At 74.8% G+C, this 23,285-nt stretch carries 24 protein-coding genes and 1 pseudogene; 13 read left to right on the forward strand and 12 right to left on the reverse strand.

Annotation, left to right across the window (positions count from 1 at the left end; translation table 11 throughout):
* Nucleotides 1-92: 92 nt before the first annotated feature.
* The 5 genes from ACGFMP_RS01985 to ACGFMP_RS02005 all read left to right on the forward strand — a co-directional run bounded on the left by ACGFMP_RS01985 (nucleotide 93) and on the right by ACGFMP_RS02005 (nucleotide 5,815).
* Entirely contained in the window at nucleotides 93-1,838 is a 1,746-nt protein-coding gene (locus ACGFMP_RS01985; protein WP_393669662.1) for a lipid II flippase MurJ, read from the forward strand.
* Nucleotides 1,828-2,580 (forward strand): polysaccharide deacetylase family protein, encoded by a 753-nt coding sequence (locus ACGFMP_RS01990; protein WP_393669664.1) that lies wholly within the window; start codon nucleotides 1,828-1,830, stop codon nucleotides 2,578-2,580. The genes ACGFMP_RS01985 and ACGFMP_RS01990 overlap by 11 nt, the downstream gene beginning before the upstream one ends.
* 330 nt (nucleotides 2,581-2,910) lie before the next feature.
* On the forward strand, nucleotides 2,911-4,029 hold the full coding sequence (locus tag ACGFMP_RS01995; RefSeq protein ID WP_393669665.1) for a glycosyltransferase: 1,119 nt from the start codon (nucleotides 2,911-2,913) through the stop codon (nucleotides 4,027-4,029).
* Nucleotides 4,030-4,037: 8 nt separating this feature from the next.
* Nucleotides 4,038-4,637 carry a lipopolysaccharide biosynthesis protein gene (locus ACGFMP_RS02000; protein ID WP_393669667.1) on the forward strand — a complete coding sequence of 200 codons (600 nt, stop codon included), beginning with the start codon at nucleotides 4,038-4,040 and terminating at the stop codon, nucleotides 4,635-4,637.
* Nucleotides 4,634-5,815, forward strand: a complete 1,182-nt coding sequence (locus ACGFMP_RS02005; protein ID WP_393669668.1) for a GNAT family N-acetyltransferase — start codon at nucleotides 4,634-4,636, stop codon at nucleotides 5,813-5,815. Before ACGFMP_RS02000 ends, ACGFMP_RS02005 begins: the two co-directional genes overlap by 4 nt.
* An 18-nt stretch (nucleotides 5,816-5,833) precedes the next feature.
* Here the strand turns inward: ACGFMP_RS02005 and ACGFMP_RS02010 are convergent, their stop codons facing one another.
* The gene (locus ACGFMP_RS02010) at nucleotides 5,834-7,480 is read right to left on the reverse strand and encodes a glycosyl hydrolase (RefSeq protein WP_393669669.1); all 1,647 of its coding nucleotides are present in this window, start codon (nucleotides 7,478-7,480) and stop codon (nucleotides 5,834-5,836) included.
* A gap of 355 nt (nucleotides 7,481-7,835) precedes the next feature.
* Here ACGFMP_RS02010 and ACGFMP_RS02015 point away from each other — a divergent pair, with 355 nt between their 5' ends.
* A complete protein-coding gene (locus ACGFMP_RS02015) occupies nucleotides 7,836-8,315 on the forward strand; it encodes a tyrosinase family oxidase copper chaperone (RefSeq protein WP_393669670.1) in 480 nt (159 codons plus the stop codon).
* 14 nt (nucleotides 8,316-8,329) lie between these two features.
* Nucleotides 8,330-9,199, forward strand: coding sequence for a tyrosinase family protein (locus ACGFMP_RS02020; protein WP_393669672.1), 870 nt, complete (start codon nucleotides 8,330-8,332; stop codon nucleotides 9,197-9,199).
* An 85-nt stretch (nucleotides 9,200-9,284) separates the two neighbouring features.
* Here the strand turns inward: ACGFMP_RS02020 and ACGFMP_RS02025 are convergent, their stop codons facing one another.
* Nucleotides 9,285-9,560 carry a chaplin gene (locus ACGFMP_RS02025; protein ID WP_393669673.1) on the reverse strand — a complete coding sequence of 92 codons (276 nt, stop codon included), beginning with the start codon at nucleotides 9,558-9,560 and terminating at the stop codon, nucleotides 9,285-9,287.
* Between the two features lie 180 nt (nucleotides 9,561-9,740).
* On the opposite strand from ACGFMP_RS02025, the gene ACGFMP_RS02030 reads away from it, so the two are divergent.
* Nucleotides 9,741-10,241: a DUF5949 family protein gene (locus ACGFMP_RS02030; RefSeq protein ID WP_393669674.1), complete on the forward strand. Its 501-nt coding sequence runs from the start codon at nucleotides 9,741-9,743 to the stop codon at nucleotides 10,239-10,241.
* A gap of 67 nt (nucleotides 10,242-10,308) precedes the next feature.
* Here the strand turns inward: ACGFMP_RS02030 and ACGFMP_RS02035 are convergent, their stop codons facing one another.
* The 4 genes from ACGFMP_RS02035 to crcB (ACGFMP_RS02050) all read right to left on the reverse strand — a co-directional run bounded on the left by ACGFMP_RS02035 (nucleotide 10,309) and on the right by crcB (ACGFMP_RS02050) (nucleotide 11,806).
* Complete coding sequence (locus tag ACGFMP_RS02035; protein WP_393669675.1) at nucleotides 10,309-10,581, reverse strand: hypothetical protein; 273 nt, start codon at nucleotides 10,579-10,581, stop codon at nucleotides 10,309-10,311.
* Nucleotides 10,582-10,620: 39 nt separating this feature from the next.
* Nucleotides 10,621-10,995: a fluoride efflux transporter CrcB gene (gene crcB, locus ACGFMP_RS02040; RefSeq protein ID WP_393669676.1), complete on the reverse strand. Its 375-nt coding sequence runs from the start codon at nucleotides 10,993-10,995 to the stop codon at nucleotides 10,621-10,623.
* Entirely contained in the window at nucleotides 10,992-11,315 is a 324-nt protein-coding gene (locus tag ACGFMP_RS02045) for a DUF190 domain-containing protein (RefSeq protein ID WP_393670294.1), read from the reverse strand. Before ACGFMP_RS02045 ends, crcB (ACGFMP_RS02040) begins: the two co-directional genes overlap by 4 nt.
* 62 nt (nucleotides 11,316-11,377) lie before the next feature.
* Nucleotides 11,378-11,806 (reverse strand): fluoride efflux transporter CrcB, encoded by a 429-nt coding sequence (gene crcB / locus ACGFMP_RS02050; RefSeq protein ID WP_393669677.1) that lies wholly within the window; start codon nucleotides 11,804-11,806, stop codon nucleotides 11,378-11,380.
* Nucleotides 11,807-12,073: 267 nt separating this feature from the next.
* On the opposite strand from crcB (ACGFMP_RS02050), the gene ACGFMP_RS02055 reads away from it, so the two are divergent.
* The gene (locus tag ACGFMP_RS02055; RefSeq protein ID WP_393669678.1) at nucleotides 12,074-13,165 is read left to right on the forward strand and encodes a hypothetical protein; all 1,092 of its coding nucleotides are present in this window, start codon (nucleotides 12,074-12,076) and stop codon (nucleotides 13,163-13,165) included.
* An 11-nt stretch (nucleotides 13,166-13,176) separates the two neighbouring features.
* On the opposite strand, the gene ACGFMP_RS02060 is transcribed toward ACGFMP_RS02055, so the two are convergent.
* The 3 genes and pseudogenes from ACGFMP_RS02060 to ACGFMP_RS02070 all read right to left on the reverse strand — a co-directional run bounded on the left by ACGFMP_RS02060 (nucleotide 13,177) and on the right by ACGFMP_RS02070 (nucleotide 16,046).
* Nucleotides 13,177-13,758 carry a hypothetical protein gene (locus ACGFMP_RS02060; RefSeq protein ID WP_393669680.1) on the reverse strand — a complete coding sequence of 194 codons (582 nt, stop codon included), beginning with the start codon at nucleotides 13,756-13,758 and terminating at the stop codon, nucleotides 13,177-13,179.
* 123 nt (nucleotides 13,759-13,881) lie between these two features.
* A pseudogene (locus tag ACGFMP_RS02065) lies at nucleotides 13,882-14,280 on the reverse strand (DUF1992 domain-containing protein); the annotation flags it as partial.
* A 59-nt stretch (nucleotides 14,281-14,339) separates the two neighbouring features.
* Nucleotides 14,340-16,046, reverse strand: a complete 1,707-nt coding sequence (locus ACGFMP_RS02070; protein ID WP_393669681.1) for a SpoIIE family protein phosphatase — start codon at nucleotides 16,044-16,046, stop codon at nucleotides 14,340-14,342.
* A 248-nt stretch (nucleotides 16,047-16,294) separates the two neighbouring features.
* Between ACGFMP_RS02070 and pip the strand changes: the two genes are divergently transcribed.
* Complete coding sequence (gene pip, locus ACGFMP_RS02075; protein ID WP_393670295.1) at nucleotides 16,295-17,239, forward strand: prolyl aminopeptidase; 945 nt, start codon at nucleotides 16,295-16,297, stop codon at nucleotides 17,237-17,239.
* Nucleotides 17,240-17,313: 74 nt separating this feature from the next.
* Here pip and ACGFMP_RS02080 read toward each other — a convergent pair whose 3' ends face one another.
* Nucleotides 17,314-18,720, reverse strand: a complete 1,407-nt coding sequence (locus ACGFMP_RS02080; RefSeq protein ID WP_393669682.1) for an MFS transporter — start codon at nucleotides 18,718-18,720, stop codon at nucleotides 17,314-17,316.
* Nucleotides 18,721-18,872: 152 nt separating this feature from the next.
* On the opposite strand from ACGFMP_RS02080, the gene ACGFMP_RS02085 reads away from it, so the two are divergent.
* On the forward strand, nucleotides 18,873-19,784 hold the full coding sequence (locus ACGFMP_RS02085) for a LysR family transcriptional regulator (protein ID WP_393669683.1): 912 nt from the start codon (nucleotides 18,873-18,875) through the stop codon (nucleotides 19,782-19,784).
* 46 nt (nucleotides 19,785-19,830) lie between these two features.
* Here ACGFMP_RS02085 and ACGFMP_RS02090 read toward each other — a convergent pair whose 3' ends face one another.
* Nucleotides 19,831-21,333 (reverse strand): helicase HerA-like domain-containing protein, encoded by a 1,503-nt coding sequence (locus ACGFMP_RS02090; protein WP_393669684.1) that lies wholly within the window; start codon nucleotides 21,331-21,333, stop codon nucleotides 19,831-19,833.
* Nucleotides 21,334-21,430: 97 nt separating this feature from the next.
* Between ACGFMP_RS02090 and ACGFMP_RS02095 the strand changes: the two genes are divergently transcribed.
* Together ACGFMP_RS02095 and ACGFMP_RS02100 are read left to right on the forward strand one after the other, a co-directional pair.
* On the forward strand, nucleotides 21,431-21,727 hold the full coding sequence (locus ACGFMP_RS02095; RefSeq protein ID WP_033173270.1) for a type II toxin-antitoxin system VapB family antitoxin: 297 nt from the start codon (nucleotides 21,431-21,433) through the stop codon (nucleotides 21,725-21,727).
* 87 nt (nucleotides 21,728-21,814) lie between these two features.
* Nucleotides 21,815-22,408 (forward strand): LytR C-terminal domain-containing protein, encoded by a 594-nt coding sequence (locus ACGFMP_RS02100; RefSeq protein ID WP_393669686.1) that lies wholly within the window; start codon nucleotides 21,815-21,817, stop codon nucleotides 22,406-22,408.
* Nucleotides 22,409-22,495: 87 nt separating this feature from the next.
* On the opposite strand, the gene upp is transcribed toward ACGFMP_RS02100, so the two are convergent.
* Nucleotides 22,496-23,131, reverse strand: coding sequence for a uracil phosphoribosyltransferase (gene upp / locus ACGFMP_RS02105; protein ID WP_393669687.1), 636 nt, complete (start codon nucleotides 23,129-23,131; stop codon nucleotides 22,496-22,498).
* Nucleotides 23,132-23,285 lie beyond the last annotated feature (154 nt).

The following is a 23,285-nucleotide window of genomic DNA, read 5'->3' on the forward strand; positions in this document are numbered from 1 at the left end:
CCCGGCCGAGGCCGCGGCCGAGCCCGCCACGGCACGCGGCGCCGCCACGCGGATTCCTCGCGCGGGCCGCCGCGCTGACCGCGGGGCTGAGCATGGCAGGGTCCGCCCTCGGGCTGGTACGCGACCAGGTCATCGCCCGGCTTTTCGGCGCGGGCGCGGGCAGCGACGCCTTCCTCGTCGCCTGGACGGTGCCGGAACTCGCCGCGACCGTCCTCATCGAGGACGCGATGGCACTGCTGCTCGTCCCCGCGTTCAGCGCGGCCCTGACCAGGGGCGGCGCGAGCGCGCTGGTCCGCGGCACGCTGCCGCGGCTGGCCGCGCTGCTCGCCGCTGCCACCGCCGCGCTGTGGGCCGCCGCGCCCCTCGTCGTCCGCCTCCTCGCACCCGGCCTCGCCGACCCGGGCCTCGCCGTCACCTGCACCCGCCTGACCGCCGCGACGGTCTTCACCTTCGGCCTGACCGGCTATCTCAGCGCCGCCCTGCGCGCCCACCACCGCTTCCTGCCGCCCGCGGCCGTCTACGTCGCCTACAACGTCGGCATCGTCAGCACGCTCCTGGTCCTGCACGGCAGGCTGGGCGTCCGGGCGGCGGCGGCCGGCGTGGCGGTCGGCGGCGCGCTGATGGTGCTGGTCCAACTCCCTTCCTTCGTCAGGGCTCTGCGCCGGGGCGAAGGGCCGCACCACGCCACGGGCGGCGAGGCGGACGAGGCGGGCGACGGCGGTCCCGCGAACGCGCTGCCGGACGCGGGACCGCACCCCGCACCAGGCGGCCTGCCGTCCACCGCAGGCGACAACCCCGGCCGCCCAAGGGCCAACGCGACCCCCGCGGCCACGCTGCCCGGCACCGACCCGCGGCACGCCCCGGGCAGCCGACCGCTGCTCACCGACCGACCAGTCGCCGCGGTCGAGTCGGTGGTGCCCGCGGCGCCTGGCGGCCGCGTCCCCGTGGTGCGGCCGCCCGGCGGCGGGGCGGCCGGGCCCCGGCGCGGGGCGCGGGTCACGGGGTCGCTCGGGCTCGCGCTCGTCGTGCCCGTCGTCCTGTTCGCCGTCGAGCGGCAGGCCCAGGTGCTGGTCGAGCGGTTCTTCGCGGCGGGGCTGCCCGCCGGGGCCATCTCGCACCTCAACTACGCCCAGAAGGTCGCGCAGTTGCCGATGGTGCTGTCGCTCATGATGTGCACGGTCACCTTCCCCGTCGTGGCGAGCGCCCTCGCCGCGGGCGACCGCGAGCGCGCAAGGCGGCGGGTCGAGCGCGACCTCACCCTCGCCTGCGTCGTCGTCCTGCTCGGCACCGCCTACGTCGTCGCCTGCGCGCCGCAGATCGTCCACACCCTCTTCCAGCGCGGGGCGTTCGACGCGGCCGACACCGCCGCGACGGCCTCGGTCATGCGGGTCTACGCGCTCGGGCTGCTCGGGCAGAGCCTGGTCGGCGCGCTCATCCGGCCGTACTTCTCGGCCGCCCGGCCCACCTGGTATCCCGCCGCCGCCATGGCCGCGGGCCTCGGCCTCACCGTCGCCGCCGACGCCGCCGCCGTCCCCGCGTGGGGCGCGTACGGCATCGCTGCGGGCAATGCCGCCGGGATCAGCCTCACCGCCGTACTCCTGCTGCGCGGGCTGCCCGCCCGCGCCGTCCCGGTCCTGGTGCCGGCCTTCCTCGCGTCCGTGTCCCGCTACGTGCCGGCCGCCGCCGCGGCGACCGGCGCCGGGTGGTGCACCACCCGGCTGCTGCCGGGGCCCGCCGTAGTGGTCGCGGCCGCCTGCTGCCTCACCGTCCCGCTCGCCTTCGCCGCCGCGGCAGCCGCGGCCGGCGCCCCCGTACGGAGCCTGCCTCATGCCTCATGAAACCGCGCCGGGGCCCGCGCCCTGGGTGCTCATGTACCACTCCGTCGCGGACTGCCGAGACGACCCGTACCTGGTCACCGTCAGCCCGCGGCGGTTCGCCGCGCAACTCGGCTGGCTGCGGGGCAAGGGGCTGACCGGCGTCGGCGTCGGCGAGCTCCTGCGGGCCCGCGCGGAGGGCCGCGGGCGCGGGCTCGTGGGTCTCACCTTCGACGACGGCTACGCCGACTTCCTCGGCACCGCGGTGCCGCTGCTGCTCGAACACGGCCACCGCGCCACCGTCTTCGTCCTGCCGGGCCGCCTCGGCGGCACCAACGCGTGGGACGCGGGCGGGCCGCGCAAGCCGCTGCTCACCGCCGCGGGCATCAGGGCGGCCGCCTGTGCGGGCATGGAGGTGGGGTCGCACGGGCTCGTCCACACCGACCTCACCTCTGTCGACGACGGCAGGCTCGCCGCGGAGGCCGCCGGCAGCAGGAGGCTGCTCACCGAGATCACCGGGCGGCCGCCCGGCGGCTTCTGCTACCCCTACGGCGCTGTGGACGCGCGGGCCGTCCGCGCGGTGCGCTCCGCGGGGTACTCCTACGCGTGCGGGGTCTCGCCAGGGCCGCTCGCCGGGCCCTTCGCGCTGCCCCGCAGCTACGTCGGCGACCGTGACACCCCGGCACGGCTGCGCGCGAAGCGCATCCTCCACGCCTTCCCCGCGGGCCGCACCCCCCTGGAACGCCTGCGGGCCCTCCATGCGTAGGGCGTCGCACCGCCTCCCTGCCGCCCGTACGGGTGCCCGTACGGCCCATACGGTTTCCCGCTCGGTTTCCCGCGCCGCCGGGCAGCGGCGCCTCGGGCATGTCCGCGGGGTCCCGTCGACCGCCCGCGGGGCCGTGCCCGCGGATCGCCGGCCGCAGGGCCGTCGTGGCCCCGCACGGACGGCCCAGGCGACGCGGCGAGCGTGCGTGCCGGCCCCCGCGGGCCGGACGGGCCGTCCGCCTCTCCGCCGCGTCGCGGCGCCCGGCGCCCGCCGACCCCCGGCACTCCCGGCGCCGACGGTGCCGACCGCACCCCGGCTGGGGGTGCGGCGGTGAAGGTCGTGCATGTCATCACGGGACTCGGAATCGGCGGGGCCGAGCAGCAACTGCGGCTGCTGCTGCGGCACCTGCCGCGGCAGGCGGCGTCGTGCCATGTCGTGACGCTGACGGACCCCGGCCCCGTCGCGGACGGGATCAGATCGGACGGCACCGCCGAGGTCACCCACCTGGGCATGGCGGGCAACCGCGACCTGGGCGCGCTTCCGCGGCTGGTGCGGCTGATCAGGTCGGGGGGATTCGACCTGGTGCACACCCACCTCTACCGCGCCTGCGTGTACGGCAGGGTCGCCGCCCGCCTGGCGGGGGTGCGGGCGGTGGTGGCGACCGAGCACTCGCTCGGCGATTCGCAGATCGAGGGCAGGCCGCTGAGCGCCGGCACGCGGGCGCTCTACCTCGCGACGGAGCGGATGGGCGCGGGCACCGCCGCGGTGTCCGCGACGGTCGCGCACCGCCTGCGGGCCTGGGGCGTCGCGGACGACCGGATCCGCCTGGTGCCCAACGGCATCGACCCGGACCGCTTCCGCTTCGACGCCGCCGTGCGTGCGGCGGCCCGCGGCAGGCTGGGCCTGCCGCCGGATGTCTACGTCGTCGCCGGCGTCGGCCGCCTCGTGCCGGCCAAGCGCTTCGACCTGCTCGTCCGCGCGGCCGCGGCGAACCCCGACGTGCACCTGCTGCTCGCGGGAGCCGGCCCGGAGCGCGGCGGCCTGCTGCGGCTCGCCGCCGACCTCGGCGCGGCCGACCGGGTCACGGTGGTGGGCGCCCCGGACGACGGGCCCGACGTGCCCGGCGTGCTGGCCGCGGCTGACCTGTTCGTGTCGCCGAGCCCCGAGGAGGCCTTCGGGCTGGCCGTCGTGGAGGCGATGGCGGCCGGGCTGCCGGTGCTCTACGCGGCCTGCCCGGCGATCGAGGACCTGCCGCCGTACGACGCTCCCGGCGCCTACCGGATCGGCGACGACCCCCAGGACCTGGCCGCGGCGATCGGACGGCAGCGCCGGGAGGGCCCGGCGCGGCTGCCGGTGCCCCCGGCCGTCGGGAACTACCACATCGCCCGTACCGCGGACCGCGTCATGGCCCTGTACACCTCGGCCCTCGCGTCCGCCCGGAAGAAATGAGCACGCGCATGAAGGCACCCCGCTGGATCCCGCTCCCGCTGGGCCTCGGCGTCGGCCTGCTCTGCGGCGCCGGCTACGCGCTCGCCGCGACGCCGCAGTACGCCGCGACCAGTTACGTGATGGTCGTACCGCAGCACGCGGACTCGCCCACGGCACTGGGCTTCGCACAGGCGTACGGCAGGGTGGTGACCGGCTCCGCGGTGCTCGCGGGGGCGCAGGCCGCCGCGGGCACGGCCGCCGACCGGCTGCGCGGGCACGTGGAAGCGCAGACGTCGCCCGACGCGCCGATGATCTCGGTGACCGGGACCGCGTCGAGCGGTGCCACCGCGGCCCGTTACGCCAATGCCGTGGCGCGGTCCCTGACCGCGACCGGCAACAGGAGCGCGCCGAGTACGGGAGTGAGCCTGCTGGTCTTCTCGCCCGCCTCCGCACCGGCATCCCCCGCCTCCCCCTCCGCGGCGCTCTCCGCGGCGGTGGGCGCGAGCGCGGGCGGGCTGCTGGGCGCGCTGGCACTGCTGGTGCGCCCTGCGCCGCGGCGCGGGGAAGCGGACGGCGCCGCGGCCGTACCCGCACCGGCGCACGCCCAGGCCGCCCGGGAGTCCGTGTGACCTCCCCGACCGCCCTCGCCCCCGCCACCGCCGCCCCCGCCACCGGGCTGGCCGTCACCGTCTGCCGCGACCCGCGGGAATTCGCCGGGCTCGCGGAGGAGTGGTCAGCGCTGCACCGGCGCTGCCCGCAGGCGACGCCCTTCCAGACCCACGCCTGGCTGCACTCCTGGTGGCTGTCCTACGCCACCGGGCGCGACCGCCTCAGGACGGTCCTGGTCCGCAGGCAGGGCGTCCTGGTCGGGGCGGCCCCGCTGCTGCGCACCCACCGGCCGCTGCCGGTGCTGCTGCCGCTCGGCGGCGACATCACGGACTACGCCGATGTCCTGGTGGCCGCGGACGACACGCCTTCCGAGGTGGTCGCCGCCCTCGCCCTCGGGATCAGGCGGGCGGCGCGCGGCGCGGTGGTCGATCTGCGCGAGGTACGCCCCGGGGCGGCGGCTCTGGCGCTTTTCGACGCCTGGCACGGCCCGAAGCGCAGGTCCTGCGACTCGGTGTGCCTGGAGCTGCCGGGTCTGCCGATGGACGGGCTGATCGCCCGGGTCGGCAGCTCGCGCGGACAGCGCATCAGGGCCCATCTGCGCCGGCTGGACGCAGCGGGCGTGGAGGAGCGCGACGTCGCCGCCCAGGAGGTGCCGGCCGCCGTGGCCACCATGCTGCGGCTGCACCGTATGCAGTGGCAGGGCCGCGGGGTGACGCCCGAGCATGTGCGGCCGCGGTTCGCCGAGCACCTGTCGCGGGCGGCGACGGCGATGGTGGCGGCCGGCGAGGCGGTGGTCACCGAGTTCAGCATCGGCGGCACCGTGGTCGCGGCGAACCTGACCGTGCTGTCGCCCGCCCTGGCCGGCGGCTACCTCTACGGCGCCCACCCGGGCCTGCGCGGCAGGAAGGTCGATGTGACGACGCTGCTGATCAGGCACAGCGTGCGCCATGTCGCGGGCGCGGGGCGGCCGGTGCTGACCCTGCTGCGGGGCGCGGAACCGCACAAATCCCACTGGCGGCCCGCGCACCTGGCCAACCAGCGGCTGCTGCTGGCGAACCGCCCGCTCGCACCCGTCCTGCACGCCCGGCACGCGCTGGCCGCCGCCCGCACCCGCCTGCTCCGTACGGCGGCGGACCGGCTGCCCGCGCTCAAGGCCTGGCGCGCCCGCCTGAACGACCTGCGCGCGCGCCGGGCCTGACGCGCCCCCACCGGCCCCTCACGCCCTCCTCTTCGCCGGCTTCGCGGCCTTTCCCGCCTTCGCCGCCTTCGCCGCCTTCGGCGTGAGGTGGACGCACACCTGACCGCTCTCGTACGTCTTCTTCATCTCGGCGCTCAGCTCCATCGGCACGCATCCCTCGGCCATGGGCGACGGCTGCGGTACGGGCGCGGCTCCCGGCGGGGTGGCGGGGGCGGCGGAGGAGGCCGGCTTGTGCGGCACGACCGTCGGCACGGACATCGGCACGGACACCGGCCTCGGCTTGGCCGACGGCGCGGGCTTGGGCGAGTGCTTCGGCGGCGCCGTGGGCGTGGGCCTCGCGGTCGGCGTGACCGAGGGGGCCGGACTCACCGCGGGCGTCGGGGACACCGCGGGTGTCGGACTCACCGCAGGCACCGGCTTGGCCGCCGCCGCGGGCACCGGCCTCGGGGCCGCCGGCGGTCGCGGCGTCACCGTCGGCCGCGGCTCGAAGGTCATCGAGGGCATCGGCTTCGGTGGCACCACGGGCTTCGGCGTCACCGTCGGCACCGGCCTGGGCGTCGTCACCGGCCTGGGCGTCGTCACCGGCTTCGGGGTGCCCACCGGCTGGGGCGTCGGCGTCGCCGATCCCGTGGGGTCGGGCCGCCGGTTGCCGCCGTAGAGCATCGCGCGGAAGACCTTCGTGGACTCCGGATTGTCGGTGCACTGCCACACGCCGTGCGGGCAGTAGTCGGTGATGGTCTGGTAGAGCGCCTTGTGGTCGCTCATCCAGCGCAGCATGAGCGCGACGTACTCCGGGTCGTCGCCGTTCCTGAACAGGCCCCATTCCGGGTAGGAGACCGCCTTGCCGTGGCGGGCGGCGAAGTCGACCTGCGCCTGGAGCCCGTAAGGCTGGCTGACCTGCTCGGCGAAGGACTCGCCCGGCGGCTGGTCGTAGGAGTCCATGCCGATGACGTCGACCGTGTCGTCGCCGGGGTAGCACTCCGTCCACGGGACGTCGTCCGTGCCGCGGCTGGGCGCGAAGTCGAAGCGGAATCTCTGGCCCGGCACCGCGCGCATCGCGGTGACGATGCGGTTCCAGTACGTCTTCCAGTCCTCCGGGTCGGGGCCGCAGCGGTGGGAGTACGTGATGCCGTTCATCTCCCAGCCGAGCACGACCACGGTGTCCGGCACGCCCAGCTCGACCAGGCGCTGCGCCAGCCGGGTGAAGTGCTCGTCGAAGGCGCCGCTCGCGCCCTGCCGGATGAGCGAGCGCACCTCGCCGTCGTCGAGGTGCTCCTCGTTGGCCTCCTGCATCGGCACGTTGAGCACGAACATCCGGCGCGGGTCCTCAAGCCGCCATCGCGCCCACGGCCGGAGCAGGTCCTGGTCGCCCTCGATGCCGTCCCAGCTGTCCCCTGGCAGGTAGGTGTGGCCGACCCGCATCGGCCTGCCGCCGAGCCAGGCCTCCAGGTCGGCGATGCGCCGGACGCCCTCGGCGCCGGAGTCGGTGAAGGCGCCCATGTAGGGGAGGTCCAGGGTGCCGGGCCGGGCCGTGGCGGTGTCGAGGGGGGATCGGTCGCCGGCGAAGGCCGAGCCGATGCCGGTGGTCGCCAGGCCCGTCACCACGAGCGCGGCCGCGGCGAATCCGACACCGGATCCCGCCATCCATTGGCGTCGGTTGCCCATGTCACTCCTCGCTCGTCTTGCGCGTGAGGCGCGGGTGCGGGGACGCGCCTCCGCTGCGCGCCGCGGGTACGCGTCCCCCTCACGGCAAGTCATAACGTATGAGAAATCAATGCGCGCTTTGGAGTGATCCATACGGGGCGTCAGGAGCCGTACGCGTGAATGAATTCGGGGGTCCCGAGGTTCTCCGACGTATCGTCAAAATCACTGCGCCATACCGGCAGGAAGCGGAGGCGGGCATCACTCGGCCGGATGAATCTGCGGGCAGCGCGCACTGATAATCCGCAGTTCCTCACCCCGACGGCTGCATGATTGCCCGGCAGCCGAACGGTCACAAAACCGACGAGAGGAATCGGCCATGAGCGAATCCGATCCCATGGGGAAGCGCCGCGGGAAGTCTCCGCGCTCCTCCGTGACCCGCAGACGGGTGATCAGGACCGGCGTGACGGCGGTCGTCGCGGTGTCGGGCACCGTCGCGGCGCTGAGGCCGGCTCTGACGGGTGGTCAGCAGCGGGCCGACGGCATCCCCGGCGACTCGGCGGCGGGCACAGGACCCGGCGGCGCACCGCAGGCGCCGCTCGCACCCGGCGCCGTGCCCGCCCTCTTCGACGAGGTCTACCGGGGCCGCCGCATCCAGGCCTTCCCAGAGCCGGGCGAGGAGGGCGTGGCGATCAAGATCGACGGGATGCCGCTGCAGGTCATGCGGCGGGTGGACGGGACCTGGATCAGCGTGGCCAACCACTACCAGCCCTACGCCACCCCGCTGGCCACCGCCAGGGGCGCGGTCGACGTCATCCGGCGGGCCGAGCTGTCCATGACCACCGAGCACCACCACTGATCGGGGCCGGCACGGTGTACACGCGCATGAACCAGCGGAATCTGACCAGCAGCCAGCGCACCCGCTTCGTCAGGGCGCTCATCGAGCTCAAACGCTCGGGCGGCTACGACAAATACGTGCGGCTGCATGCCCAGTACTTCGCCGCGGACGGCGAGAGCGGCCTGCGCATGGCGCACATGGCGCCGACCTTCTTCCCCTGGCACCGGCAGTTCCTGCTGGTCTTCGAGCGCGAACTCCGCACGATCGACCCCGATGTCACCATCCCCTACTGGGACTGGACCGCCGACAACGAGGCCACGTCAGCGCTGTGGGCGGCGGACTTCATGGGCGGAAACGGCCGGGACAGCGACGGGCAGGTGATGACCGGCCCGTTCGCGTACCAGGTGGGCCAATGGCCGATCAACTTCGGCGTCACCAGCGAGAAGTACCTCACCCGCAACCTCGGCCGGCCCGACAGCCCCGTGGTGCTGCCCACCAGGGCCGAGCTTGACGACGCGCTGGAGATCGCCACGTACGACACGTCGCCGTGGAACTCGGCCCCCGACACGGAGGGCTTCCGCAACGAGATCGAGGGCTGGACGGTCAGCGAGACCGAGGGCGGCTACCTGCACAACCGGGTGCACCAGTGGGTCGGCGGCCACATGGTCGGCGCGGCCTCGCCCAACGACCCGATCTTCTGGCTGCACCACGCCTTCATCGACCTGATCTGGGTGCGCTGGCAGCGCCTGCACCCGTCGTCGGCCTACCTGCCGGCCGCGCCGCTCGACGCCGACGACCCCGAGCACGGCCGCGTGGTGAGCGTGGACGAGCCGATGCCCCCCTTCAACGTGAAGCCGTCGGCGGTCCTCGACCACCGCCAGTTCTACACGTACGAGGAGGCCTGACGGCCGGGCCTGCCCCCCGGCCTGCCGCGGAACGCGAAACGGCCTCCCGCACCCGAGGGGTGGGGAGGCCGCGCCGGCTCGGCGACTACCAGCCCGCGTTCTCGCCCTGCGCGTGCGTGACCGACTTGTTCACGCAGTGGTTGCCGAGCGCCGGGTTCAGCAGGCCGACCACGTTGACGGTGTTGCCGCAGACGTTGACCGGGACGTGGACCGGGGCCTGAACCAGGTTGCCGGACAGCACGCCCGGGGAACCGACAGCTGCGCCCTGGGCACTGGAGTCGGCAGCGGCCATCCCGGCACCCGCGGCCAGAACAGCACCCGCGGCGGCGGTGACAGCCGCAGCCTTTGCGATACGCGACATCAAGATCTCCCTGAGACGAAAAAAGCAGCCACGAAATACCGCGGCTTTGACGCAGTGAGCAACGGAAGCGGATCACGAATAGTCACGCAGGTTGAGCTGAACCGGTGATTCCGTTTCGGGCTGCGCCGATGGGGTGGGATACGCGGCGGATCGCGGGCGCGGGCCGTTATCGTCCGGCGCATGACCCAGAGCAATACCGCGTCCGGCACGTCGCTGATGAGCCACCTCGGCACCCTCGTGGTGATTCCGTGGGCCGGCGGGAACGAGAACGACGGCCGCGACATGGCATTCCTGATGGCCTACACCCTCGGTGACGGCGTCGCGGGCCCTGAGGGCTCGGAGGCCGCCGCGCTCACCGTCGCCAAGGAGGCCGGGCTGCCCGTCGGGGGCGTGGTCCTCGATGTCGCCCAGGTGCCGAAGACCCCCGTCAAGGTGCTGGTCGAGGACGGCAGGGCGGTCCTCACGATGCCGAATCTGCACGTGGCCTGCCCCGTTCCCGAGCAGTGGGTCGCGGCCGCGCACGCGCGCGGGACGGTCTATGTCATCCTCGCCAGCCGGCCCTGGCCGCAGGCCGTACCCGGCCGGGCGGTCACCGAGGCCGCGCTCCAGTCCTTCGCGGCGGACGAGGCGGTGCTCGGCACGGCTGCCCACTGCCTGGTGCCCGTGGGCACCCTCGGCTGACGGCCGCCGGCTCGCCGTCCCCACCCGGCGGACCGCCGGAAGGGGACGGGCGGCGAAAGGACAGCCGTCAGTGGTTCACCAGGTCGTTGCCCGCGCTGACGGCGTCCGACCCGGCCTGCACGGCCTTCTTGACCGCGGCGACCTTCCTGCCGACACCGGACTGAGAAAGCACTCCCTGCGTCGCGCTGCCGGCCTCCTGGCCTGCCGTCTTGGCGGTCACGGCCGTACCGCTGAGAGTGCTGCCGAGATCGGCGGCCTGGGCAGCCGTCGTCGCGGACGTGGCGGCGGCGAGCAGGACCGTGCCTGCCGCCGCCTTGCTGAGAAATCGGCGTGCGTTCATGGTTCGTGCAACGACCGACCGCCCGCCAGGGCACGCCGGTCACCCCCACACGGTGGTGCCCAGCGTCACGCCCGCGAAGGCGGCTCCCAGCCCGGCGGCCACGCTGAGCAGGGCGTTCGCCGCCGCGTACCCCTTCGCGCCGCTCTCGGCGAGCCGCAGCGTCTCGTAGGAGAAGGTCGAGTAGGTGGTCAGCGCGCCGCACAGCCCGGTGCCGATCAGCAGCTGGAGGTGCGGGGACGCTGCGCTCTCGACGGCCGCGCCGGTGAGGACGCCGAGCACCAGGCAGCCGACGACGTTGACCGCGAAGGTGCCCCAGGGGAAGACCGAGGCGTGCCGGGACTGCACCGCACGGTCGGTCAGATACCGTATCGGCGCGCCGACGGCCGCGCCCACGATGACCAGCAGCCAGTTCACGACGCGGCACCGCCGGTCCGTGCGGTGTGCCGGACGACCTCGCAGGCGTCGAGGATCACCAGGCCCTTGCCGACCAGCTCGTCCAGCTCGGGCAGGAAGGCGCGCACGCGCTCCTCGGTGTCCACCACGATCACGGCCACCGGCAGGTCCTCGCTCAGCGACAGCAGCCGGGAGGTGTGGATCAGCGAGGAGGCGCCGAATCCCTCGATGCCGTGGAAGACGCTGGCACCGGCGAGCCCCGCGCGGTGCGCCCGGTGCACGATCTCGGTGTAGACCGGCTTGTGGTGCCACCGCTCGCTCTCGCCGAGCAGGACCGTCATCCGCAGCGCGGCGCCCGAGAGCCGGCGCCCCCCGCTGTCCGTCTCACTGGTCGTCACAGGTCTCATCGTGCCCTCCAGGCCAGGACTCGGCGGGTCGCCCACGCCGCACCCCACACCGCGGCGAGCGCCGACGCAAGCGTCGCGACCGCATAGCCGGCGGCGGTGCCTGCCTGGTGGGCGTCGGCCAGTCGGCGGACCTCGACGGCGTAGGTGGAGAAGGTGGTGAAGCCGCCCAGCACCCCGGTGCCGAAGAACGGCCGTACGAGCCGGTGGGCCGCCCAGACCTCGGTGATGACCACCATGAAGACGCCGATGACGGCGCACCCGCTGACATTCACCCAGAAGGTCGTCCACGGGAAGGCGCCGGGCGTCTGCGGCCACAGCAGGGCGGCGCCGTAACGGGCGCACGCGCCGGCCGCGCCGCCTGCCGCCACCACGGCGACGACGGGCCACTGGTCGTGCATCAGGCCCGGCCGGTCCTGCGCCTGCATGGCTGGGCGTCTCCTCTTGCCGGATGCTCGGAAAGGCCAGCGTAGTGCGGCGGTCCCCCGCACTTCACGGCGGCGGAGAGGCGGGCCCCGACCGGCCGCGCGCACCCGGACCGCCCGCCCACGAGCCGCTGTTACAAAGCACGGAGGGCCTGTTGCGCGCGCGTGACAGCGGCCGCACAGGAGAAGGACGTTGCCCGTCCATTCTTTGAAGCAGACGCCGACCGCGTCGCAGAATTCACCGCTTGTTCCCTGGGGGGATACGTCACCATGTCCGTTCGCACCGAGCGCCGCCGCACTTCCATCGCCATCGCCCTGACCGCCGGCATCACCGCGGGGCTCGGCCTCGTCCTGACCGGCTGCGGCTCTGACGGCGCCTCCGGTGCCGCCGGCGCCGACTCGTCGGCGACGAGCGGCGCGACGCCCAGCACCACGAGCGGCAGCGGCAGCGCCGCCGACGGCAAGACCGGCAACGCCGCCACCGGCAACGACGGGGCCACCAGCCGGCCCGCCGCCGACTCGGCGCACAAGACCACCCCTCCGCTCAACGGCACCTCCCGCAACGGCCTGACGATCAGCGACGGCACCCGCTACGTCGTGATGAACGGCACCCGCGTCGACTTCGGCACCGCCGTACGCGACCTGGCCTGGTCGCCCGACGGCAAGAAGGCGGCCTTCGTGGACGGCGACGGCGACCTCGTCGTCAGCAACCCGGACGGCAGCGGCCGCACGGTCGTCGCGAAGAACCCGGGCGGCCAGAACTGGTCGCACCCCACCTGGCAGGTGCGCAAGGCCGTCCCCGCCAACGGGCTGCCGGGGCTGGACAACCTGATCTTCGCCGGCCGCGCCGGCGGCGTGTCCAAGCTCTACGGCGTCCCCGCCACCGGCCACAACGCCAAGCCCACCGTGCTGCGGCTCGGCCACGAGTCCGGCGAGGGCACCAAGCCGGTGCCGCAGACCGGCAACGTGTGGCCCAGCGCCGCCGGCGTGTACGGCAGCTCCGTCTACGCCAACGCCGACGGGCAGGTCTACATCCGCGACGACTACCTGAGGCAGCAGGGCGCCCCGATCGGCAAGGGCTCCGAGCCCGCCGCCTCGCCGGTCGACGACGAGAGCTTCGTCTTCGTGCGCTCCGTCGGCGGCCACGACCACCTCTTCCGGGAGACGTCCACCGGCACCGGCCCGGTGTTCAAGGACCTCACCCCGAACGCCACCACCGACTACACCGAGCCGGCCTACTCCCCCGACGGCAAGACCATCGCCGCCCGCACCCCGAACGGCATCGTGACGCTGCCCGCCGACGGCTCCAAGGCCCCGGTGAAGGTGTCCGGCTACCTGGGCCTGCCCGCCTACCGCGCCTGACCCGCGGCGCGCTACGGGCGGTCGGCCAACTCCGCCCGCAGCGCGTCGAGGTGGGCGTCGGCGACATCGTGCGGCAGGAATTCCACGACGTCGACGAATCGGAACAGCACCTGCGAGGGCGTCACCGCGAACTCGTAGTCGGCGAAACCGACCACCGCACCCATCGAGCCCCGCACCGCACCCCGGACCACATGCGCCGTCATGTCGTCCGGGGTGCTCGCGCTGGTGCCCCGGCGGGCGTTGGGCCTGGCCAGATACGGGCACACCATCGAGGCGTAGAGCATGCACGCCCGGTGGCCCGGGCCTTCGAGGGTGGCCGCGAGATTGCGGTACGGGCGCCCCGCCGCCAGCGCCTCGCCTATCGCCGCGCTCTCCGGGCCGCCCACCACCCGCCAGACCGGTCCGCGCGGCATCAGCACATTGCACACGGAACACAGCCGCCCCCGGGCGCAGTTCGCGCTGCGCTCGTAGTCGGTCAGCGCGAACTGCGGCTGCCCGCCGTCCCACGGGGTGATCGCCGGTACGGGATAGCCGCGGCCGTCACGCGGCCTGGCCTCGACGGACTGCGGCATGGGGACGGATTCGAAGCGCATCCCCCTTGCTTATCAGGAGGGGCGGCGTCTGCGGAACAGCCGTCCCCTGCCGCCCCGCGCGGGCTCCCGCGGAACCGGCTCCGCCGCTTCGGCCGCGGCCGCCCGCTCCGCCGCCCGATCGGTCTCGGCCCGCGCGGCCCGCCAGTCGGCCACGACCTGCTCGACGTCGAAGAGCCCGCGGCCCAGCGGCGGTCCCTCGGGAGGCCTGCGCAGCGCCTCCCGCAGCTTGTCGTTGATCGCCTCGACGATCCGCAGGACCTGCGCCTCGGTGGCGGCCGCCGCGACGGCCTCCATCGCGTCCTCCGCCTCCTTGCGCAGCACAAGTGACGGCGGCAGAACGGACAGGCCCTCCCGCCGCATCTTGCCGCGCACCCACCACAGCTCGTCGTAGGGGGCGTCCAGCGACGGCAGCGGCTTGCCCGCCCCCGGCAGCCCCGCGAAATCCCCGCGGCGCTCGGCGTCGCGGATCTGCTTGTCCGCCCAGGTCTCGAAGGAGACACCGGGTGGCTTGCGTTCGGTCATGCCGCACTCCTCCGGCTCCCGCACGGCCCGCACACCACGTGTAAGGCGCTGCCTCCAGGCTACAAGCGGGGCGCGGACGGCGGCCGGGCCCTGGCCGCCAGCACCGCCACGTCGTCCTCCACCGCGGAGGGCGCCAGCCGGTGCACGAGCCGTGCCAGCAGCGCGTCCAGCGGGCCCGCCGCGTGCGGCAGCCGCACCCCGGCCAGGCGGGCGAGCGAGGTGTCGATGTCCTCGTTGCGCCGCTCGACCAGGCCGTCGGTGTACAGCAGCAGGGTCTCGCCCGGCGGCCAGCGCACGTACACCGCCTCAAACTGCCCGCCCAGGTCCGCGCCGAGCGGCGGCCCCGGCGGCACGTCCAGCAGCCGGATCCGCCCGTCCCGGCCGACCACGGCGGGCGGCAGGTGGCCGGCGTTCGCGAACCAGCAGCCGCCGCGCACCGGGTCGGCCAGCGCCAGCAGGCACGTCGCGGGGCGCTCGGTGCCCGCCGCGGCCAGCAGCCGGTCCATCCGGCGCAGGATGCGGTCCGGCGGGTCGTCCTCGCCCGCGACCACCCGCAGCATCGAGCGGTAGTGGCTCATCTCGACGGCGGCCTCGACGCCGTGGCCCATGACGTCGCCCATCGCCAGCAGGTTGATCCTGCCGGGCAGCGCCAGCGTGTCGAACCAGTCGCCGCCCACCAGGTCCGTCGCCCCGGCCGGCAGGTAGCGGGTCGCCACGTCGATCTCCGGGTGCGGGGCGCCGGGCCCGGCCAGCAGCGCGCGCTGCAGCTCCACGGCGATGCCGTGCTCGCGGCTGTAGCGGCGGGCGTTGTCCATGCTGATCGCCGCCCGGTCGGCGAGCGCCTCGGCCACCGACACGTCCTCTTCGGCGAAAGGCGGCGACGAGCCGGCCCTGATCAGCGTCACCGTGCCGATCTGCTCCCCGCGCGCCGCCAGCGGCACCACCAGCGCCGAGTGCAGGCCCGCCGCACGGTAGGCCGCCACCCGCTCGGCGTTCGGCGCGGACCGGCTCAGGTCGGCGTCGGCCGGCACGTTGTACGTCATCGAGCTGCCCGTCTCCAGGCACCGCGGGATCGCGGAGCCCGGCTGGTAGTCGACGTAGTCGCCCGACACGCCGAACTGCTGTACCGCCTCGCGCAGCCACGACTTCGCGACCATCGCCGCCCGGCGCAGCCGCACCGTCCCGTCAGGCGGCGGCCGGCCGCCCTCGGCGCCGTTCACCGCCAGCTGCTCCACGGTCGCCACGTCCGCGATCACCTCGACCAGCAGGTCGCACAGCTCCTGGCAGGTACGGTCGATCTCCAGCGTCCGGCCGATCCGCACCGCCGCCGCGTCCAGCAGCTGGAGCCGCTCCCTGGCCCGCTCCAGCTCGGCCTGCGCCTCGTACTCCGCGGTCACCTCGAAGACCACGGCGCCCACCCCGCGCACCCGGCCCTGCTCGTCCTCCAGCCGGTGGTAGCTGCCGCGCCACACCCGCACCCTGTGCGGCGAGTCCGCCCTGGTGTGGCCGCGCGACACCAGTTCACGGGTGCGGCCGTCCGCCAGCACCCGGTGCAGGATTTCGATGCCCGTGTCCACTCCGGGGACGATCTCGGCGACCGTCCGCCCGATGTGGGCGGCCGCGTCCAGCCCGTTCATCCGCGCCAGCGCCGGGTTGACGTACACGTACCGCAGGTCGGCGTCCAGCACGGCGACACCGGCCGTGGTGCCGTTCAGCAGCGCGCTCAGCGCCCACGCGCCCGCGTCCACCGGAGGGTCGTCGCGCATCCCCGTCCCTCCTGCCCGTCGCGCCCGCGTCTCACCTACGTTCCACAGTGCGCGCCGACCGCCCGATATGCGACACCACCAGGGCCGCGGGGCACACGCCCGCCGGGAAAGCCGTGGCCGATCGGCCCGGGAAAGCGGCACCATCGAGGGCTGTCCCGCACCCGCCGGGGATCACGGGACAGCCTCAGGCGCGCGGGGAACCGCGCCGCGAACCGGCCGCCAGGCGCGAAGGACGGGGTGTGCACGACATGGGAATCGAGCCGTACGACCAGGGAATGCTGGACGTCGGGGACGGCAATCTCGTCCACTGGGAGCAGTGCGGCAACCCCGAGGGGAAGCCCGCGCTCGTCGTGCACGGCGGGCCGGGCTCCGGGTGCACCCCCGGCCACCGCGCCCTCTTCGACCCCGAGGCCTACCGCGCGGTCCTCTTCGACCAGCGCAACTGCGGGCGCAGCCTCCCGCACGCGTCGGACCCGGCCACCGACCTGGCCCACAACACCACCGACCACCTCGTCGCCGACATGGAGCGGCTGCGCCGCCACCTCGGCATCGAGCGCTGGCTGCTGATGGGCGGCTCCTGGGGCTCCACCTTGATCCTGGCCTACGCGCAGCGCCACCCCGAGCGCGTCTCGCAGATCGTCATCAACGGGGTGACGACCACCCGCAGGACGGAGACCGACTGGCTCTACCACGGCGTCGGCCGCTTCTTCCCCGAGGAGTGGGAGCGCTTCAAGGCGGGCGCGGGCCCCGGCGTGGCGCCGCAGGACATCGTCGCCGCCTACGCGGCGCTGACCGGGCACCCCGATCCGGCCGTGCGCGAGCGCGCCACCGCGGACTGGTGCGCCTGGGAGGACGCGGTGCTCTCGCTCGAACCGAGCGGCAGCGCCCGCCCCTACAGCGACCGCCCCTCCACCGCCCGGCTGGCGATGGTGCGGATCACCAGCCACTACTTCTCGCACGCGGCCTGGCTGCCGGAGGGCGCCCTCATCGACGGCGCCCCCCGGCTGACCGGCATTCCCGGCGCCCTCTTCCACGGCAGGCTCGACCTGAGCTCCCCGGTCGACACCGCCTACCACCTGGTACGCGGCTGGCCGGACGCCCGGCTGACGGTGGTGGCCGACTCGGGCCACAAGGGCAGCGCGACGATGAGCAGGAAGGTACGGGCGGCCCTCGACGCCTACGCGACCCGCTGATGCCGCGACCGGGAGGGGCCGATCCCGCCTCGTGCGGCGCCGCGAGCTCCCTGCGAACCCTCCCGGCCGCGGCGCTAACGCTGCGACCCGGCCGGGGCCAGGGCCGGAACCGCCGCACCGGGGCGCCGTGCGCGCCGCCCGGCCGCGGCGACCGCGGCGGCCGCCGCGCAGACCGCGGCGGCCAGCAGCAGCGCCCCCGCCACGCCGTGGTCGGCCCGCCCGGCGCCCCGGTGCGGGGCGACCGTCACGAAGGCGCCGAGCACGGCGACGCCCAGGGTCGCGCCGAGCTGCCGCAGGGCGTTGAACAGGCCGCCCGCGGCCCCCGCAGCGCCCTCGGGGGCGAGGGTGATGACCGCGGTGGTGAGCGCGGGCAGCGCGCAGGAGACGCCGAAGCCGGCCGCGGCGAGACCGGCCGCCAGCAGGGCGTAGGGCGCCCCGGTCCACACCGCGGCGCCCATCACCGCGGCCCCCGCGGTGAGCAGGCACAGCCCGGCGAGCACCGGCCCGCGCGGGCCGGTGCGGGCGACGACGCGGCCGGTGAGCAGCGGGTTGAAGGCGGTCGGCAGCGTCATCGGCAGGAAGGCGAGGCCGGTGCCGACGGCGCTGTAGCCGAGCCGCTGCTGGAGCAGCAGCGGCAGGACGAAGAGGGCGCCGGTGAGGGTGAAGCCGACCGCCGCGCCGGCCAGCAGCATCGCCGCCATGCCCGGCGCCCGCAGCACCACCCTGGACAGGACGGGCGAGGCGCTGCGGCGCTCCCGCACCGCGAACAGCACCCCCGCGACGAGCGCGGCGCCGCAGGACCACGCGGTGTGCGTCCAGCCGTGGCCGCCCAGCGCGATCAGCGCGTCCGTGCCCAGCGCGAGGGCGGCGCATGCCAGCGCCTGCCCCGCGAGGTCGATGCGCCGGGAGGGCGCCGCCGGGCAGTGCACGGCCTTCCCCGACACCAGGGCGAGGGTGAGCAAGGCGATCGGCACGTTGACGAGGAAGACGGCCCGCCAGCCCGCCAGGCCCACCAGCAGCCCGCCCGCGATCGGCCCGGCGGCGAGCGCGGCCCCGCTGACCGCGGCCCACACCGCGACCGCGCGGGCCCGCCCCGCGGGGTCGGGGTAGAGCCGGGTGATCAAGGCCATCGAGCTGGGCACGCAGGCCGCGGCCGCGGCCCCGAGCACCGCGCGCAGCACCACCAGCACCCACAGGTGGGGGGCCGCCGCGCACAGCAGCGAGCCCGCGCCGAAGACGGCGACACCGCCGCGGAAGAGGCGGTGCGCGCCGAAGCGGTCGGCGGCCGCGCCCGCGGACAGCAGCAGCGCGCCGAACGCGACCGTGTAGCCGGTCACCGCCCACTGGAGGCCGGCGACGGAGCCGCCGAGCGCGTGCGAGAGGTCGGGCTCCGCGACCGACAGCACGGTCATGTCGAGGAGCACCATGAAGTAGCCGAGCGCGACGCCGAGCAGCGCGTACGGTTTCTGGGCGGGGGACATGCCAGGCATCACCACTCCGGTCGTCCGGTCTCACCCGGATCGCAGGTTCGGGGGAACGCCTGCCAGAGTGCGGCGGGCCCGCCCACCGGCTCCACCGGCGCGGCCGCACACGGCATTCGGCCGCGCCGAACGCACGGAACGGGAAGTGAGCGATGGAACTGCGTCAGCTGCGGACCTTCGAGGCGGTCGTCCGCGAGGGCAGCGTCACGGACGCCGCCGTGGCCCTCGGGCTGGCCCCCTCGTCGGTGTCACAGGCGGTACGCACCCTGGAACGGTCGCTGGGCGTGCAGCTCTTCTTCCGCGATCCGCGCGGCATGCGGACCACCGCCGCGGGCGAGCAGTTGCTGGCCTGGGCCGGCCGGCTGCTCGACCAGGCCGAGCAGGCCCGCCGCGAGGTGGTCGCCGCGGACGCCGCGGCCCGCGAGGTGACGACCGTGCGGCTCGGCGCCCTGGAGTCGATAGCCGCGGAGATCGTGCCCGCGATCCTGGCCAGGCTCGCCGAGCGGCGCCCCGCGCTGCGGGTCGAGGTGCGCTCAGACCCCTCCCGGGACGCGCTGCTCACCGCGGTGGGCGCGGGCGACCTCGACGCCGCGCTGGTCCTCGACACCGGGAAGGCCCTCGGCGACCTGGGTTTCCCCGTCCCCTCCGTCGGCCCGCTGGACTTCCTCGACCTCGAACCGGTCCCGCTGGTCCTGGTCGGCTCGCCCTCGCACCCGCAGGCCGGCGCCCGCGATCTGGCCCCCGCGGACTTCGACGGGCAGCGGCTGCTGGTCAACGTGGCCTCCTCGTGCTCCTTCGCGCTCGCCGCCGACCGGCTCTTCGGTCCCGCCGTCGAACGCGTCCAGGCCGGCAGCGTGGCAGTCATGCGGTCATGGGCCCGGCAGGGCGTGGGCATGGCGCTCCTGCCCTCCTTCGCGGTGGCCCCCGACCTGGCCGCAGGCACGCTCGTCGCCCTCCACATCCCGCTGCCCGCCCTCCACCTCCGCCTCGCCTGGCCCCCGGCCGCCGCGTCCCGTCCCACCACCCGGGCACTCCTCTACGCGGCGGCCGATCCACCCGCGTAGGGCCGCCGGGGTCCTGGCCGCGGCAACCGCGGGCGGACCCGCGGGGTCACCGGCCGCGGACGCCGAGGAGGGACCGGGTGACCGCGGGCCCGACAGTGCTGCCGGGCCTGCCCGCCGCCCCGGCCAGCGCGGTGAACACGCCGGTGCCCGCCACCCGCTCGACCAGGCCCTCGTCGCCCGCCGCGGGAAGCGGCGGCGCGGACGCCGACCCGGCAGGGGAGGCGCCCCGGCCCGCGGACGGCGGCCGGGAGACCGCCTCCGCCGCCGAGCGCACGTCCACCAGCTTCTCGAAGGCCGACTTGCGGTCGTCCGCCCGCGAGTACCGCAGGTAAAGGGCCGACCCCCGGACGGCCGAGTCCAGGTCGGCGGGATCCAGCGGGCCGGCCGAGGACTCCGGCGCGCGCAGCAGCGTCTCGGCCGGCGTGGTGGCCGTGCCGTCCGCGCCGGCGACGGTGACCGTCGCGGTGGCCTCGGCGTCCGCCCGGCGCACGACCCGGTTGCCGAGCAGGCCGAGCAGCTCCTCCGGCACGTCCTTCGGGGTCCCGGCGGCGAAGAAGACCCCGACCCCCTTGGTCCTGACGTGCCGCACCATCCGGGTGACGGATTCCAGGAACGCCCCGCCCGCCCCGTCGAAGAGCGGCCGCGTCCCGCCGAGGAGGACGACCAGCACCGGCCTGCCGGGGTCGCCGGCCTCGGGCAGGCCCTGGCAGAGGTCGGCAAGCAGCCACAGCAGGAAAGCCGAGAAGAGCCGCGGCCGGTCCCGTACGGCCGCCGACCCGATGACCGACACCACCCCCCGCCCGTCCTCCGCCGTACGCAGCAGGTCGGCGGTGTCGAATCCGGGCTCGCCGAAGAAGGCGGACGCCCCCCGCGCGTCGAAGACGGTGAGCGTGCGGAGCAGTTCGCCCGCCGCGTCGGGCGGCAGACCGCCGGGGCCGGCGTCCGCGCGGCCCTCGCCGGTGCCGAGGAAGGCGGTGACGGCCCGCAGGTCCTCGAGGTCGTACATCTCGGCGCCCTTGGCGTCGGCGTAGCGGTAGACCAGGTCGAGCGACCGCTCCTGCCCGTGGTCGAGGCCGAGCGCCCTGGCCATCAGCAGCGGCCCGAAGCCGGTGGCGGTGGTGCGGACCGGGATGCCGCCGCCGAGGCCGCCGAGCGCGTGGAAGTCCGCGGGGAAGCCGGTCGCCGTCCAGTGCTGCCCGGCCGCCGCGGCCCGCCGCCGCACCCGGTCGCCGCCGGCGCCCGGCGCCGAGACGCCGGACAGGGCGCCCTCGATGTCGGCGAGGAGGACCGGCACGCCCTGCGCGGAAAGCCGCTCCGCGAGGAGTCGCACCACCTCGGTCCTGCCGTCGTCGTCCCCGCCCGCGACCAGTCCGTGGCGGTTGAGCACGGAGAGCGGGATTCCCACCTGTACGCCCGGATATGCGGTGCCTTCCCACAGCAGCGAGCCGAGGCCGACGGCGGGGCCGCCGGAGGCGTGGTGCGCGGCAATCGCCGCCGCCGGGGCCGGAAGTGGGGCTCCATCACCGCTGTCCGGCCGGCCTTCCGGCATGACGTGCTCCCGTCCCGTGCGGATATGGGCCTTTTGCCACCATCGCACCACGCCGCCACTGCTGCGCCCGCACAAGCCGGACCGGTAGGCTTTCCGTGTGATCTTCAAGCGCATCGGCAGCACTCGGCCGTACCCGGACCATGGCCGGGTGAGTACGCGTGAGTGGGCGGACGTCGCCCCCCGCCCCGTGCGGCTGGACCAGTTGGTGACCACCAAGGGACAGCTCGACCTGGAGACGCTGCTCGCCGAGGACTCCACCTTCTATGGCGACCTCTTCGCACATGTCGTCAAATGGCAGGGTGATCTCTATCTGGAAGACGGCCTGCACCGGGCGGTACGCGCCGCGCTGCAGCAGCGTCAAGTGCTCCATGCCCGGGTCCTGGAGATGGACTGACAATCCGCTTACGCTGCGCTCATGAGCATGCTGACGCCCTCTGGGATGGGCGGTAAGTACCGAGTCACCGGGGACACCTATCCCCGGATGCGGAAACCCAGAAAGCGCGGCCGCATCGTCGCCGCGCTCCTCGCCTCGGTCGTCGTGCTGGGCCTGTTCGGCTGGGGCGCGCTGCAGCTCTTTCACGTCTTCAACGGTGACGACGGCGACACCAAGGCCAACGCGGCCCCGCAGAGTCATACCTGCGCCGCGGCGGCCCCGACGTCGCCCGCGCTGAAGCCGATGGCGCTGCCGCAGCCGGCGGGCGTGACGATGAACGTCTACAACGCCACCCCGAGGGGCGGCCTCGCCAAGTCCACCGCGGACGAGCTGGCCAAACGCGGCTTCAAGGTGAGCAAGTTCGGCAACGCGCCGGCACCCTACGACAAGAAGGTCACCCAGACGGCGCTGATCGTGGCGGGTCCCGCCGCGGAGGCCGCCGCCAGGGAGGCCGGCACCCAAGTGGCGGGATCGACGGTGAAAATCGATCCGACCCGCAAGGACAAGAGTGTCGATCTGATGATCGGCTCGGCCTTCCACACGCTCGCCACCCCGGCGGACGCGGCCAAGGCCCGGGTCACCGCGGCCAACCCGCCGCCGCCCAAGGCCGTCTGCACCACCCCGACACCGTCCGCCCGCTGACACCGGCTCCGACACGGCAGGGCGCCCCCGGAAGGGGACGCCCTGCTCAGGATCCTGTGCCGCGGCGGCGGCGGGGCCGGACGGCCCTCAGCTCACCGTGCCGTAGAGGCGGTCGCCCGCGTCGCCGAGGCCGGGGACGATGAAGCCGTGCTCGTTGAGCCGCTCGTCCACCGCCGCGGTGACCACGGTGACCGGTTTGCCCGCCAGCTCGCGCTCCATCAGCTCCACGCCCTCGGGGGCGGCCAGCAGGCACAGCGCGGTCACATCGTCGGCGCCGCGCTCGATCAGCAGGTCGATCGCCGCGACCAGGGTGCCGCCGGTGGCCAGCATCGGGTCCACCACGTAGACCTGCCGGCCGGACAGGTCGTCGGGCATCCGGGTGGCGTACGTCGTCGCCTGGAGCGTCTGCTCGTCGCGGACCATGCCGAGGAAGCCGACCTCGGCGGTGGGCAGCAGCCTGACCATGCCGTCCAGCATGCCGAGCCCGGCACGCAGGATCGGCACCACCAGGGGCCGCGGGTGGGACAGCCGCACCCCTGTGGTCGGTGCGACGGGGGTGCGGATGTCGACCTGCTCGGTCCTGACGTCACGGGTCGCCTCGTAGGCGAGCAGGGTGACCAGCTCGTCCGCGAGCCGCCGGAAGGTCGGAGAGTCGGTGCGCTCGTCGCGCAGGGTGGTGAGCTTGTGCGCGACCAGCGGGTGGTCGACAACGTGGAGACGCATACGGATGACTGTATCCGCAGCCCCGGCGGGCTCCGCCGGCCCCGTCTCGCCCCGGCCCTCCCACGGGCGGTGGGGTAAACCGCCCGTGAGAGGGAAACCGATCCTGTACGCCCGGTGCGTCACCCGGGTGAACCGATTCCAGGGATGGTGGGCG

The sequence above is a fragment of the Streptomyces sp. NPDC049040 genome, from assembly GCF_043197715.1.
In the GTDB taxonomy this organism is placed as follows: Bacteria; Actinomycetota; Actinomycetes; order Streptomycetales; family Streptomycetaceae; genus Actinacidiphila.